Annotated in this window: 16 protein-coding genes; 4 read left to right on the forward strand and 12 right to left on the reverse strand. The window is 37.9% G+C overall.

Going from position 1 to position 13,020, the window contains the following annotated elements; genetic code table 11:
• Positions 1–190: 190 nt before the first annotated feature.
• From ACFQU8_RS09840 to ACFQU8_RS09850, 3 genes are all read right to left on the reverse strand, one after another.
• Positions 191–601 (reverse strand): GNAT family N-acetyltransferase, encoded by a 411-nt coding sequence (locus ACFQU8_RS09840; RefSeq protein ID WP_382359312.1) that lies wholly within the window; start codon positions 599–601, stop codon positions 191–193.
• Positions 602–1,072: 471 nt separating this feature from the next.
• The gene (locus ACFQU8_RS09845) at positions 1,073–1,888 is read right to left on the reverse strand and encodes a ZIP family metal transporter (protein ID WP_382359315.1); all 816 of its coding nucleotides are present in this window, start codon (positions 1,886–1,888) and stop codon (positions 1,073–1,075) included.
• Between the two features lie 215 nt (positions 1,889–2,103).
• Positions 2,104–2,694: an ankyrin repeat domain-containing protein gene (locus ACFQU8_RS09850; protein WP_382359356.1), complete on the reverse strand. Its 591-nt coding sequence runs from the start codon at positions 2,692–2,694 to the stop codon at positions 2,104–2,106.
• Positions 2,695–2,929: 235 nt separating this feature from the next.
• Between ACFQU8_RS09850 and ACFQU8_RS09855 the strand changes: the two genes are divergently transcribed.
• Genes ACFQU8_RS09855 through ACFQU8_RS09865 form a run of 3 tightly spaced genes read left to right on the forward strand, consistent with a single transcriptional unit; the run spans position 2,930 to position 6,504 of the window.
• Complete coding sequence (locus ACFQU8_RS09855) at positions 2,930–4,987, forward strand: hypothetical protein (protein WP_382359318.1); 2,058 nt, start codon at positions 2,930–2,932, stop codon at positions 4,985–4,987.
• A 13-nt stretch (positions 4,988–5,000) separates the two neighbouring features.
• Positions 5,001–5,873, forward strand: coding sequence for an ATP-binding cassette domain-containing protein (locus tag ACFQU8_RS09860; RefSeq protein WP_382359321.1), 873 nt, complete (start codon positions 5,001–5,003; stop codon positions 5,871–5,873).
• Entirely contained in the window at positions 5,851–6,504 is a 654-nt protein-coding gene (locus tag ACFQU8_RS09865; RefSeq protein WP_382359324.1) for a hypothetical protein, read from the forward strand. The genes ACFQU8_RS09860 and ACFQU8_RS09865 overlap by 23 nt, the downstream gene beginning before the upstream one ends.
• A 284-nt stretch (positions 6,505–6,788) precedes the next feature.
• Here ACFQU8_RS09865 and ACFQU8_RS09870 read toward each other — a convergent pair whose 3' ends face one another.
• The 9 genes from ACFQU8_RS09870 to ACFQU8_RS09910 all read right to left on the reverse strand — a co-directional run bounded on the left by ACFQU8_RS09870 (position 6,789) and on the right by ACFQU8_RS09910 (position 12,678).
• Positions 6,789–6,947, reverse strand: a complete 159-nt coding sequence (locus ACFQU8_RS09870; protein WP_382359327.1) for a hypothetical protein — start codon at positions 6,945–6,947, stop codon at positions 6,789–6,791.
• Positions 6,948–6,978: 31 nt separating this feature from the next.
• On the reverse strand, positions 6,979–7,134 hold the full coding sequence (locus ACFQU8_RS09875) for a hypothetical protein (protein ID WP_382359330.1): 156 nt from the start codon (positions 7,132–7,134) through the stop codon (positions 6,979–6,981).
• Positions 7,135–7,222: 88 nt separating this feature from the next.
• On the reverse strand, positions 7,223–7,681 hold the full coding sequence (locus tag ACFQU8_RS09880; RefSeq protein WP_382359333.1) for a GNAT family N-acetyltransferase: 459 nt from the start codon (positions 7,679–7,681) through the stop codon (positions 7,223–7,225).
• Between the two features lie 191 nt (positions 7,682–7,872).
• A complete protein-coding gene (locus ACFQU8_RS09885) occupies positions 7,873–8,496 on the reverse strand; it encodes a hypothetical protein (protein WP_382359336.1) in 624 nt (207 codons plus the stop codon).
• A gap of 7 nt (positions 8,497–8,503) precedes the next feature.
• The gene (locus ACFQU8_RS09890) at positions 8,504–9,370 is read right to left on the reverse strand and encodes an ATP-binding cassette domain-containing protein (RefSeq protein ID WP_382359339.1); all 867 of its coding nucleotides are present in this window, start codon (positions 9,368–9,370) and stop codon (positions 8,504–8,506) included.
• 18 nt (positions 9,371–9,388) lie between these two features.
• Complete coding sequence (locus ACFQU8_RS09895; RefSeq protein WP_382359342.1) at positions 9,389–11,446, reverse strand: ABC transporter permease; 2,058 nt, start codon at positions 11,444–11,446, stop codon at positions 9,389–9,391.
• A 299-nt stretch (positions 11,447–11,745) separates the two neighbouring features.
• Positions 11,746–12,030 carry a hypothetical protein gene (locus ACFQU8_RS09900; protein WP_382359345.1) on the reverse strand — a complete coding sequence of 95 codons (285 nt, stop codon included), beginning with the start codon at positions 12,028–12,030 and terminating at the stop codon, positions 11,746–11,748.
• 42 nt (positions 12,031–12,072) lie between these two features.
• Positions 12,073–12,321 carry a hypothetical protein gene (locus ACFQU8_RS09905; RefSeq protein ID WP_382359347.1) on the reverse strand — a complete coding sequence of 83 codons (249 nt, stop codon included), beginning with the start codon at positions 12,319–12,321 and terminating at the stop codon, positions 12,073–12,075.
• 120 nt (positions 12,322–12,441) lie between these two features.
• A complete protein-coding gene (locus ACFQU8_RS09910) occupies positions 12,442–12,678 on the reverse strand; it encodes a hypothetical protein (protein WP_382359350.1) in 237 nt (78 codons plus the stop codon).
• A gap of 70 nt (positions 12,679–12,748) precedes the next feature.
• Here ACFQU8_RS09910 and ACFQU8_RS09915 point away from each other — a divergent pair.
• Positions 12,749–13,020, forward strand: a 272-nt coding sequence (locus ACFQU8_RS09915) for a transposase (RefSeq protein ID WP_382359353.1), incomplete at its 3' end; no start/stop codon positions are given.

Here is a 13,020-nt window from a genome sequence, read left to right on the forward strand (position 1 = left end):
TCCCTCATTCCCATCCTTGATTGTAAAGTTGGGATTGTCCGATAGCTAATCCCCTGCATTTCACGCTTCAAAACGCTTATAGCAGAACTTGTCGAGCGGCGCCCAATTCTTGAATAAGGTAAATCAGGAGGATTCAAAAGAATTCCTTCCGATCATACACCTTTATTTATTCGTCCTACGGTAATAACCTCTAATTCATCTTAGCAAATGCTACTAGCGATCCTTTATCACAGGATTGAAAACCATTCTTTTCATAAAAATGCCTCACATCAGGGGCTTCCTCAGTCAATAAAACTTGTTGACGAACATTTTTGAATTTCTTTAAGATTTGTTGCATTAGTTGAGTAGCAATTCCTTGATTTTGATAAGAGTTCAGCACAAGGATATCTTGAATATAAAGAATGGTTAATCCATCGCCAACAATACGAACTAATCCAATTAATTTTTCATCATCCCAAGCAGATAACACTTCTAATGATTGTTCTAGTGCCTGTTGAAGATTACGTAAATCTTTTGTATAAGCAGACCATTCAACATCATTATATAATATGCTTAATTGTTCTTTGCTTATCTTTTTACTGCTACTAAAACTAATAGTCATTTATTTATCCTCCTCAAAAAATTGTTTAATTTGAAGAGTTTATCCGTAATCTTTCCACTGTCTTATACCTCCTTTTATTACGCAAAATGACCCGATTGCTTAATAGTGCGTACTACGTTTATTTTAACATAATATTTAGAATACCCTTATATAACTAGGAAAAATTCATTTCCTGATTTGATAATGTAAGATATTTGAACGCTGATTTGTTACGAAAAATGGCTAACAAATTAACTTACATTTTGATAGCCATTTTCACCTTCATTTTTAATATTTGCGATAATTAACGGAACCCGTTAGCTCACCCTTCTGTACTTTTTGAACATTATATTCTCTGTATATGGTTCGTAAACGTTTACGTTAATAAACGGACTCATTCCTGCCATGTGAACCATTTCATTCTCCAGATACACACGGCGGATGAGACGCGGACATGAGAATGAAAAACGGAACGATAGCTGTCCCGCCTTCCTATCCCAGTGCGACATCAAGAATCATCATAATGGCAAAGCCGACCATGACACTCATGGAGGCGAGGTCGGTATTTTTGTTTTCCTGCGACCCTGGAATAACTTCTTCAACTACAACGAAAATCATCGCACCCGCAGCAAAACTTAAGGCATAAGGCAGCAATGGCTGCATAATGGTGACGGCAAGTGCCCCAATGATGCCAGCAATGGGTTCAACGATGCCGGATGCCTGCCCGTAGGCGAAACTTTTTCCCCGGGACATGCCTTCACGCCGGAGTGGCATCGATACGGCCAGCCCCTCAGGAAAGTTTTGAATGCCGATACCGAGCGCCAGCGCCACGGCTCCTCCAAGTGACGCGGTCGGCAAATCGGCGGCAATGGCTCCGAAAGCGACACCAACAGCCAGCCCTTCCGGAATATTATGCAGTGTAATGGCCAAAACAAGAAGCGTGCTGCGTCTTTTTCTGTCCGGATTGATCCCTTCAGCTTCATCTATGGCCAACCCCGGATGAAGATGCGGAAGAAGTTTGTCAGATGCCCAGAGGAAGATACCACCAAGCAAAAAGCCTATTGCGACTGGAGCCCATACCGGTAAAGGCCCGCCTTCCGCTTTTTCCAATGCTGGTGCCAGCAAGGACCAAAAACTTGCAGCAATCATGACACCTCCGGCAAACCCCAGCATACTGTCCATAAAACGCTGATTAAAGCCTTTCGTTGCGAAAACAAGCGCAGCACCGAGTGCAGTCATGCCCCATGTAAAAAGTGTGGCAATGGTTGCCTGTGCGATCGGGTTTAATTCCAGAAAATAATCAAACATAATGAATAAGCCCCTCCTTTTTTTATATTTTTGATTGAACGACCTGTTTGTTGAGTAAATCGCGATTATTTTAATCCTACCACAACATGATCTTCACATGTAATGTTCTATCAAAACATTACCATTGAACAAAAAAATAAGAAGCACGTCCAGTAGACAGACTTCTTGTAGTTAGTTTGCCTTTTCTTCATCTTTCAGCACTTACAGTTTTTGAGCTATGCTCCCGCTTTTTTTAATATCGCTTCAATCTCTTTGAATTCTTGTTCCTGTGCATGCTGCAAAGGTGTAACCCCTTCGCCATCGGCAATGTGGACATCGGCCCCATGATCCACTAACAGTTGTACAATCTTTTGATGTTTCTCCCCGCCGTCACCCAAAATGACTGCTTCCAGCAAAGCTGTCCAATTCAAATCATTAATGTGATTGACATCGGTATCTGAATGGGTAAGAAGTTCTTTCACGACATCCACATGTCCGCGTTCTGATGCAGGTATAAGTGCTGTGCCTCCAAAGCGATTCGTAATCGATGTATCCGCGCCGGCCGCAACAGCAAGTTTTACAATGTCAAGCAGTCCATTTGCGCCTGCATACAAAAGCACATTATCCAAGCGGTTATCACGAATATCTATATTCGCACCGTTTTCGATTAGTGCGTTTATCGTATCTGGTTTATTGTTATAGGTCGCTGCCAATACGGCTGTTCTGCCCCTGTTATCCGTGGCATTGATAGCTGCTCCATCGTGAAGCAGTGTTAGAACGTCTTCTGTGTTTCCTTTCGCTGCTGAAGAAATAAGTTGTTGGTTTATCGTTTTCACCTTTTTTTCTGTCGACTAGTTTTGAACACTTTGCGCCGGAAACAAAGGCTCTCGGTAGTTTATTCTATGGCTTTCGGCCCGCTGGCTAACTGTCTACGCTTAAAGATATGAGTTATGCTCGGGACGTCCCCCTTGATGCCCTCCAAATTATTTTTAATACGATATCTATATGATAACATATTAGGTGACAAAATCTTACAATAGTTTATGCATTAAGGGGACTATTATGAAAATTTTACACACCGCGTGCTTAACTTGGAAAATCATTAATAAAAATCCGTTTTTGTGGATTTTGGTTATAGCCTATTTTCTCTATTTGTTTATGGGAATTGACTACTATACATCTGGAAACGATTATTCTCCGGGTGAAACACTTACACAGATGAGTTTTTTAATTCAAGGCGGAATACTAGCATTTTTATTATTTGGTGTGATGTTTATAAGAATCGAAGAAAGACATTATCTTAATGACATATTTAAAACAATTCATCATGGCTCATTTCATAAGATATCAGGAAAGCTTATTTTTAGTATTATTTTTATATTTATTTTAATTTCAGCTTCTTACGTTATGTTTGCTTTTAAGTTGTGGTTTACTGGTACAGAACTGTCGACATTTTATTGGAGTGCATATCAATATATTATTTTATACTGGGGTCTTACTTTTCTTATTTCTTTGCTAATTGGTTGTTTATTAGCTTACATCATTAAGGGGAAATTAGTTTACCCTATTTTAATTTTCATCTGGGCGCTCATAGGTCCTGCCAATAAATTTTTGTTGGGAAACTCTGCTTCAAAGTTAGGAGCAGACAAGATTCTATCTTTATTAAATTTAGGAGAACCTAACCCTTATGCCATATTTAATGCCTTTTATGGTTTTCCATTAAGTGAATTTCACTGGGCTAAAAAACTTCTTTGGATTTTGTGTCTCATAGCTATTTTTTCAATTATCTACTTAATTAAAAACCAATTGAATAAAAAAATAGTTATCGTTTTAATAGTGAGTATTTTATTATTAATGCCTTCAATCCATTTTCTAACGCTTGATCGTCAAATTTATGTAAGTGCATCCAGCACAGAAAACGCTCGTGAGAACTATGATTATAATTATTATTCAGCACATCCTGAATCGTTGGATAACATTCGCAAGACTGATGTAACCATTAACGATTACAAAATCAATTTAAATATTGATCGAGTCTTAGAAGCGACCGTTTCTATGAGTGTTGTGAATAATGAGAAGAAGCCGCTAAAACAAATAACATTATCGCTTTATCACAACTTTAAGATTAAACAGGCCAGTGTCAATAATAAGCCAGTGAATGTTAAACAAAATCGAGACTTTTTTACAGTCAAACTAGATCAATCATTAGACCCTGGCGATAATGTGGATGTTCAAGTAAGTTATAGAGGGACAAGCTCTCCGAACTTTTTTGCTAATAGGCAAGCCATTTATTTACCTTATTATTTTCCATGGTTGCCTTCGTCTTTACAAAAGCCGGCATTTAATACGTCAAATTCAGGAGAATTATTAAGAAACAATCATCAGTTAGAAGAACAAGCTCAATTCACTTTGAACTACGATGGCAATCAACAAATTTATACAAACTTATCTCGGGTCAACAATCATGTTTGGAAAGGTAAAGCTGATCATGGATTGACTTTAGCTGCAGGAGAGATCAATAAAACCAAATTCCAGGAAGACATTTTAATTCAGCCAAACTCATGGCCGCGTCATAGTGCTAAAGATATAGAAATGCTGAAACAAGCCAACCATAAACTAATACAGGCTGTGTCAGAAAACTTAGGTCTGGACTTACATGATCCGAATAAGGTGTTGTACTTGCCGATTTTGTCTATTCGTGATCATTTGTCATCCCAGCGTATCTGGTATACTGAAGATTATATGATATATGGTCAAAATTCAGGCTATCAACAATCATTAATGCCAGAACCACAATCTTTTTACGCCTACTGGGCTGTACCAGCGTTGACTTGGAAACATTCAGGTGTTGATGAATCACCATTTGCCCGTTATTTTGGTACAGTTTTTGCGTACGTCTATAATAAACAACATCATATTCCTGATGAAGGTGAATTATTACCAGATCATTTAAAAGGAGATCAGCAAAAAATTGAAGCTTTATCGGCTATTACGAATTGGGTTACATCCTTTAATGATTATGAAAAAATGAATAACTTTTTGAATGATTGGTTTAAATTGGTCAAAAAAGACGAGCAAGGCTGGGGCCAGTTGTTAGAACTTATTAAACAATACCGCTAGGAAGTGTGTGTATATGGATAAAATAAAAATAGAAAATCTAACAAAATATTTTGGCGGAAGAAAGGTATTAGACAACATAAATTTAGATATCCCGGGTTCTCTTGGATTATTAGGCCCAAATGGTGCTGGTAAAACGACACTGATGCGAATATTAACCACTTTAGTTCACTCTGATGAAGGCCAGATTAAATATGGCGAGATAAGTTGGGAAAACAAAGATAATGTCAGACAATTGATTGGGTATTTACCGCAGCATTTTTCAATGTATCAAAACCTAAACATTCTTGATGTCTTGGATCATTTTGCTGTTCTTAAAGGTCGGGAAAATAAAGATTCAAGAAATGAGGAAGTGCAGCAAGTATTGCAACAGGTAAACCTTGAACAAAATCAAAAGACAAAAATAAAGCATTTGTCCGGCGGTATGTTAAGAAGGGTTGGTATCGCCCAGGCTCTTCTAGGGGATCCTGAGATTCTGGTTATTGATGAACCGACGGCTGGACTAGATGTAGAGGAAAGATCCCGTTTCCGTCGCTTGCTAAGAAGTTTATCAGAAAACAGGATTATCATTATTTCCTCTCACATAGTGGAAGATTTAGAAACGACGTGTGATCATATAGGAATTATCAAAAACGGAAGCGTTGTTAGCTCAGGAACACGTGATGAAGTGATTCAAGTGGCTAGTGGATGTGTGTTCGAATCTGAGCTGTCACAGAAACAGTTAGATAGTCTGGACGATGATGCTATTATTTCTATAAAACAAATGGGCGATCATTACAGCGTTCGATATTTTGATTTTAGAAATCAAAGGGCCTGCACGTCTGATTGGCCTACTTTAGAAGATGCCTATTTGTATAGAATGAGATATGAAAACAATGAAACGATTTAATTTAAAATGTCACCCGTTTTTTGAAATAAAATCAATGGGATTATCATTTTACGTGCCGATGTTTGTATATATTTTTTTAATTTATCAATTGTTCACGTTTCATGGTTATGAGGCTGTTATTTTTAAAATAATGGAATACTTAATAATACCTATGTCCGGATGGTGGATCATCTATCTATTCTATGATTATTTTGAAGAAGGGTTGTACGATTTATTAAGGAGCTATCCATTAACTCATTGGGAACATGGGTTTATTAGAGTGAATTACTTTTTAGTCATGTATTTATTGCTTTTATCGATCACGATCACAGCCATAGATATGATAATGGTGAACGCAGCGTTTATACCCTTATTCATCCAGTATTTTTCCGAAGCTATCATATTCGCATATGGCAGTTTCTTGATAGTTATACTTACAAAAAATGTGAGTATCACTATCATGGTCATAGGTGTGTATGTAGCTACAGAAGTGCTAACCCTTGGACAGGTCATCCCTTGGTATCATGTCATGTTTTTTAATACATCACCTTTGTCCATACAAGAGACATTGGGTAAAGGGTTACTTAATATATCAGTTGGTTTTTCACTCCTTATTGCTGCACAAATTTATTTAAGACAATTAAAAAGATAAATCTCAACGAAGTTTTAACTTTTCCATAATATAGCTAATAGCAGAAAAGACTATTCAACAAAAAACACATTTTAGGGATAAGAAAATGCGCCTTCCTGATTTGTCGGTACAAATTGTTAAAATGTATAAGTATCAATTCAGGAATTACTATATATGTTACAGAACATGAGTAGGAAGGCATCAAAATAACTTCTTTACAGCATGATACCTAGCCTCTTCGGTGATCTGACCTGATCAGTGTGCTTTTGGACACGCCTGTCCTATCCCTGACTTGTTTAACGATCTTATAATCGAAAATCTTTCAAGCTGTTTTTAATAGCGTCTTCTTCAATGCCAATATAACATTTGGTGATGTTCTGGGGGGGCGAGTGATTAAAGATGACCATCAGGGTCACAATATCGTGCGTCTGCTGGAAATAGTGGTACCCGAAGGTTTTCCGCATGGTGTGGGTTCCGACATAATCATAACCGCATCTAAATGGACAGCCGTGATTTGCTAGTCTTGCCTTCCTGAATCTTCACGCTGCTTCGGCCTTTCACATCTTCAACCCGCAGACCGGTATTAATCCCCAGACTAAATAATAAGTTATTACGTCTCAGAAATGTGGTCTGATTCAGCGCTTCACGCATGTTTTGAATCTCGGCTGCCGAACGTAACGGCTCGACGTTTTCGACGACTTACACAATCGCGCCCGACTACCACAATATAATAAATCACTTATAATACCTTTTTCATTTTTATATTTGTTTCTGTGTATCCTAATTTTTCATATAGATTCCGTGCTATTTTGTTATGTCCGAAGACGTGGAGTCCTATGCTTTTCAAGCCTATCTCTTTACCTACAATTTCAAGGTCTTTCATTGCTTGCTCACCGTAGCCTTTATGTTTGTTGCCATCCCAAACATTGATATCAAAAATAAATCCTTCTTCTTTTGTTCTTTGTGCAAGCCAAATCATCCCTACTTCTTCATCGTTATCGCATATAGTAAACAGATAATTGTTTTCCGTATTCTCCTTTTCAGGCAATAACTCTTCAAATTCCTTTTTTGCTTTGCTAAATGCTTCCTGTTCGCCCCAATCACCAGACTTAATGTGTTCATCCGCATAGTTTTTTATTGCATACTCCAGATATTGTTGAAACTCATCAGAGTCCATTGACTCTAGTTTCACCGTCATTTTTCTTCTCCCCTTTTTTGTTGCTCCTAATGGACGGACAGTTGAGCAATCCTCATTTAAATTTATATTGATTTAATTTTAGCATAACTCAACTTTTTGACGTAATGTTCTAGGAAAACATTACATCAAATCACCAATGAAAAATAAATCATACATGACATTATTAATGACCCATCATCCGTTTACTAAACTCATGATCGCTTTCTCTTTGACAGATATAGATGTCCAAGAAGCATAAGTACCACTGATATCACAAGGTTTGTAAGGGATCTGGACCAAATATCCTGAAACTGCACGGGTGATGTATTAAAAAACATGGCATGGTACCAGGGAATGAGGCTGCCTTTCGTAAAAAACTCTGTTGTGATGTAAAATATGATTATAATAAGGGGTACAAAAATATTTCGTACTATCACAGCAGCTAAAAAAGCGAATCCAGAAAAAAGTAGTGTCTCTGGTATGTATTGAACAATAAGGACCAGAAATGCCCCCTTGTCTGCTAAGCTGGCAACAGCCAATAAACTAATAAACAACACAATATATCCCGATAAAAATACTAGAATTCGCCCAAGCCCGTGTTTAAATGCTGAAATGGGATAACTGAATAATAATTCAGCTGCTTCCTCCTCATAATATTCATAAAACAAGAAGACGGTCCACCAGCTTGATAAAGGTGTCACGATGAATTCCAATGACCAAAATAAAAGGGATAAATCGCTATCCTTTCCCCAAAAAATTTGCCCCAAAGCTAGTAAAAATCCGATGAAAGGGAGATAAAAGGCATTTCCCATAACTTTTGTTTCGAATAGAATCATAGACTTGTTATACATCAAGGCCACCGCGCAGGGCAAAAAGGTACGTGTCCTCAATATTTGGCTGAACTGGATAGGCTTGTTTCACGGATTCTTTTGACATAAAACGAACAACATGGTGATCAGGACCTTCCTGAACGGAAAGGATCTGATCGTTATCCATATAATTGAGCTCTTCATCATCGATTTTCTTTTCCCAAACCTTATCTTTCGCAATAGCAGGGAAGTCACTGACAAATCCTTCGTATATTAGCTGCCCCTCTTTTAATATACCGATTTTTTGAGCCAGGGATGAAATATCTTCAGCAAGATGGGTTGAAATCACAATAAGCCGTCCTTCTTTAATTTGCCGTAATACTTGCCTGAACCTGGCCCGTTCATCAATATCCAGCCCTGCTGTTGGCTCATCAATGATGAGAATAGGCGGATCTGCGAGTAAAGCTTGAGCGATGCCGAGTCGTCTCTGCATACCGCCCGATAATGTTTTCACTTTACTTTTAGCTTGTTCCTTTAAATTGACTTGATCAAGAATCTTGTCTATATGCTGTCGTCGATAGGTTTTGTCCTGAATTCCTTTTAAAATCGCTAAATGATTAAGACATTCAAACACGCGAACCTGTTTATAGGCTGAAAAGGTCTGAGGAAGATAGCCGATCTTTTGCCTGATTTCATCTTTCTGGTGCCAACTCATCCCATTGAATGTCACGCTTCCCTGAGTGGGCTCGATTAATGTTGCCAAAATGCGCATCAGCGTTGTTTTTCCGGCACCATTTGGCCCTAAAAGGCCATAAATGCCTTCCATGTTCATAGAAATATTATCAAGAATGGTTTTCTCGCCGTATTTTTTGCTCATATGATTGATGATTAATTGTTCCATACCTATCCCCCTCGCGTTTCAGGATGCCATGTGATCGCTGGCTAATGTCTCAAGTTTTTGCCATTTAGGTTTCTCATTTTGAATAAGGTCGTACCAGTCGTGACTAAATTGATACAGATCGTCACCATCACCTTTTGAAATCAACTGACTGACAGCCTGTAATGCGTTTGCCTTATCGGTATTATCGGTGTTTTTGACCATCTGAAATAGTTGAGATTTCGTTATTTGCTTGTCATCAGATATGCCGTGATCCAAGTTATAGGCTGTCCCATATGTCATATCAAAAGCATTATAATACGCATAATAAGATAGATCGATACCTTCTCTTTTCCATGTCAGCGCAGGGACTAAACGATAGATCAAATTATCATTTAAAGAGGTGAACATATCCGAGCCAGGTGTGCTTCCTTGGGACAGACTCACTAATAATGTATCCTTCGTAAGCCATAAGTCTTCTGTATGATACATGGAATCGGCACTTGATAAAGCAGGCAGCGCTACGACTGTTTCCGGCATTTGTGTTTCCGGTAAATTCAAATCACTCATGATGTTATCTTTCATTTGCTTAATATTCTGCTTATATTTGTCTAGATCCTCTAATCCGCGTTCCCATGTGAGTGGATACACAAATTGATCATTTCCCTTATCTTTTTCCGTTAGCAGTCCTGCAGCGAGCGTAACACCTTCGTCCGTTGTTTTCTCCCACGTATGCTTCCCTTTCTGATTAAGATTTGTATAATCAGGTTCCTGTCCATGAATCGTTAACTGATAATGGGTTTTATCTGTCTCAGCATGATTGTTGCGATGGAGTGCGAAATTTTCATAGTGCATGGCTGGATAAGAGCTTGTACTTGGCAGCCAGGGAAAATAATACGGCAAATAAACAGCTTGCTGATTGGCAACAAATAAAGGGGACGATGCGCCCTCATATTGAAAGGTCAGTGTATCCTTCCCATCAGATATCTCTTGTGTCGAAAGATTCACAGTTACCGAATCCCCGTTTTGATCATATGGAATCTTCTGACCGTTTAAGAAGACATCCGATATTTTAAAACGGTGATACAGGGAAAAGGTTGCTTTTGAATGTGACGGATGATCTCCCTTTGCTGCTATTTTCATAGTTACATCTGCCTTTAACCGGTCGTCAATCGTGAGATCTATATCGTAATCTAGAACGTTAACTTTGTTTTCTTCCAAAGACTTCGTATGGGAAAACGAATAATTATTGTAATATTGATAATCATAGATTTCGCGGTCAAGTGAGCTCCCGTTGGATGTCAGTACTTGCTGCGGTGTATTGACATACCACAAGGCTGGAACAAGAGAAACTATGAGCAGGAAAGGCATGAGCCAGTATTTCCTTAAAGGCATTTTCTGCTTAACAAGAACTGTCAGACATATCAATGTCAGGAACGATGCTATCCAAATCCAACGCTTCACCCAGTGATAGCCTTCTAAAGAAAAACCATACATGGCATCATAAGCCATATACGGATTATACTCTCCCAGGTTCAGTTCCCGCGATAACCAGTTTAGAATGGATTCAGGAAAGTAGATGAGCAGTTCATTAAAAAACATTTGGTTTAATGGTCCTATCATTAGCCAGAGTATAAAAATAACCACATAAACAAACAAATTTCCGATCAATTCAGCCATGAGTATCCCAATAAGCAAACTAATGAAGAAAGTTATGCCCCAATAAAGCATAAAATACAAAAAGGCCTGTACATAAAACTCCGAAAGTGGCAGCCCGGATAGAAAAACCATCGCAGCCCACATAATATAAGTTAAAAAACATAATGCGAAAATGGCCGTGATAGCGAATAACAGCTTCCCCATTAATTTTTTGATGGGGGCATGAGGGATTGGGCGTAATAACTGGTCCCATTCGTGTCTTTGCTCTAGTCTCACAAACATAACACCCAGGAACAGAAATATAAAAATACCACCTTGAACCGTATAACTGTTGCCGACAAGCGAATAGCCCGGATCATATTCATCCGAGGTTAACAGCGTTATGTAGAATACATAAAAGTGAAAGATAAATAGACTTATGATCAGTAACCAAAATAACAAGTTTCGTTTGACTATAAGCCAAAGCATATGAAATGAGCTAACGATTACATTTCCCTCCCCTATACATATCACGATGTCTATATTGTAAATGAATTATTTAAATTCTTCACTAACTGTTTTATAGAAGAGAACGTAAAATAGTTTTATGAAACGAGATATCATCTGATCATAGCCTCTTTTTTTTCCAAGGTATTGAGAAGCTTCTCATCGATCCTCGGGGCTTGTAGCCTAGGCGATCAATTAAAATGGCTTCTATGATCCTCATATTAGCTGTTTTCATGTGTGGTGTATCGCGCCCTTTAGCTGAACAATTTTCCTATTAGTAATATATAGCTCAGTAAAACAGATAAACTTATCGTTAAAAGTATTGTTGATGTCCCTCTTGCCAAACCTTTCAAGTCTTTTATCCCTGATAATCCAAATACGCTAAACAGAAATGTTAATAAAGTAATTATTAGGATCGGTGCCAAAGGGTGAACCCCCATTACGGAGGTTCCAAACCAACCAGAAAAGGAAACCAGTAGAAATAAAATTATACAAATTATTGAAGATACAAATGTCCATAAATTCAATTTTTCTTGCATTTTATTCTCTCCTTCTGTCGGCAAGCTCCCGATCACGGAAGATTATTTGCTGCTGTTTTTAATAAATATCTTAGGTGAAAAATAAGCAATTCCTGCTGCTAGAAAAGCTAAAAGCAATGGTGAAAAAGAAGAACTTCCTGCAATAGTAACACTGCTAGATAAACTTCCACTTTGACTCCAAGCACTTGTCATATCTGGAGTATAGAAAAGTGTCATAAAATATCCGGATAGAATTTGAAATACGGCAAACAAAGCTATAAAACTAATGGAAAATACAATAAATTTTTTCATTGATATCCCTCCGTTTAGTTACTTAATCTTAACATATCTTCTTCAACTAAATGCCAAAATTTAGCGCAAAGTTATTAGATTAGCGCGCCCGTTAGCTTAACAGAGGTATTCTCTTTTAGATTAAGCGCCTTCATAAGAAGCAAGTATTGCAATGCTCCACATAATTACTGTAAATGAAATTGTCATCCAAACTGTATTAACCGTTGTTTTTTCATTACTTTTTATTTTTTTCAATATAGATACCAAATTCAAACAAAAAATAACACACAAAAAAGGCATCAAAATAACGCCCATATAAAATGCAACAAAAGACATAAAACTAAAATCTCCTAAAAGGTTCCTATTTATTTCTACCATACAAGCCCCCAAGTGACTTTGAACACTTAAGGTAACAAGCGTTACACTAAAGTTGAAAGGGGATCTTGTTATGGAACGCCAACATTATTCCAATGAATTTAAAGTCCAGGTTATTCAAGAAGCCGAGGAAGTCGGCAATAAAGCAGCTGTGGCCAGACGATATGAGATTACACCTAACATGCTTCACCGTTGGCAAAAGCAATACCATGATGGAGGCTTTGCCGGCGTTGATGCTGATGCAGCCAGTAACCAGGAAGTTGGTGAATTAACCAAAGAAAACGATCATCTCAAACAGCTGCTTGGTGATAAGGATCTAGAAATTGCGATCCTGCGGGATCTTGT

Source organism: Lentibacillus kimchii (assembly GCF_042666895.1).
Taxonomy (GTDB): Bacteria; Bacillota; Bacilli; order Bacillales; family Amphibacillaceae; genus Lentibacillus; species Lentibacillus kimchii.

What these genes read in the sequence shown, in the direction of transcription:
- ACFQU8_RS09840 (WP_382359312.1), bottom strand. Translation starts at nt 601, where the DNA reads ATGACTATTAGTTTTAGTAGCAGTAAAAAGATAAGCAAAGAACAATTA.
- ACFQU8_RS09845 (WP_382359315.1), bottom strand. Translation starts at nt 1,888, where the DNA reads ATGTTTGATTATTTTCTGGAATTAAACCCGATCGCACAGGCAACCATT.
- ACFQU8_RS09855 (WP_382359318.1), top strand. Translation starts at nt 2,930, where the DNA reads ATGAAAATTTTACACACCGCGTGCTTAACTTGGAAAATCATTAATAAA.
- ACFQU8_RS09860 (WP_382359321.1), top strand. Translation starts at nt 5,001, where the DNA reads ATGGATAAAATAAAAATAGAAAATCTAACAAAATATTTTGGCGGAAGA.
- ACFQU8_RS09865 (WP_382359324.1), top strand. Translation starts at nt 5,851, where the DNA reads ATGAAAACAATGAAACGATTTAATTTAAAATGTCACCCGTTTTTTGAA.
- ACFQU8_RS09870 (WP_382359327.1), bottom strand. Translation starts at nt 6,947, where the DNA reads ATGCGGAAAACCTTCGGGTACCACTATTTCCAGCAGACGCACGATATT.
- ACFQU8_RS09875 (WP_382359330.1), bottom strand. Translation starts at nt 7,134, where the DNA reads ATGCGTGAAGCGCTGAATCAGACCACATTTCTGAGACGTAATAACTTA.
- ACFQU8_RS09880 (WP_382359333.1), bottom strand. Translation starts at nt 7,681, where the DNA reads ATGACGGTGAAACTAGAGTCAATGGACTCTGATGAGTTTCAACAATAT.
- ACFQU8_RS09885 (WP_382359336.1), bottom strand. Translation starts at nt 8,496, where the DNA reads ATGATTCTATTCGAAACAAAAGTTATGGGAAATGCCTTTTATCTCCCT.
- ACFQU8_RS09890 (WP_382359339.1), bottom strand. Translation starts at nt 9,370, where the DNA reads ATGGAACAATTAATCATCAATCATATGAGCAAAAAATACGGCGAGAAA.
- ACFQU8_RS09900 (WP_382359345.1), bottom strand. Translation starts at nt 12,030, where the DNA reads ATGCAAGAAAAATTGAATTTATGGACATTTGTATCTTCAATAATTTGT.
- ACFQU8_RS09905 (WP_382359347.1), bottom strand. Translation starts at nt 12,321, where the DNA reads ATGAAAAAATTTATTGTATTTTCCATTAGTTTTATAGCTTTGTTTGCC.
- ACFQU8_RS09910 (WP_382359350.1), bottom strand. Translation starts at nt 12,678, where the DNA reads ATGGTAGAAATAAATAGGAACCTTTTAGGAGATTTTAGTTTTATGTCT.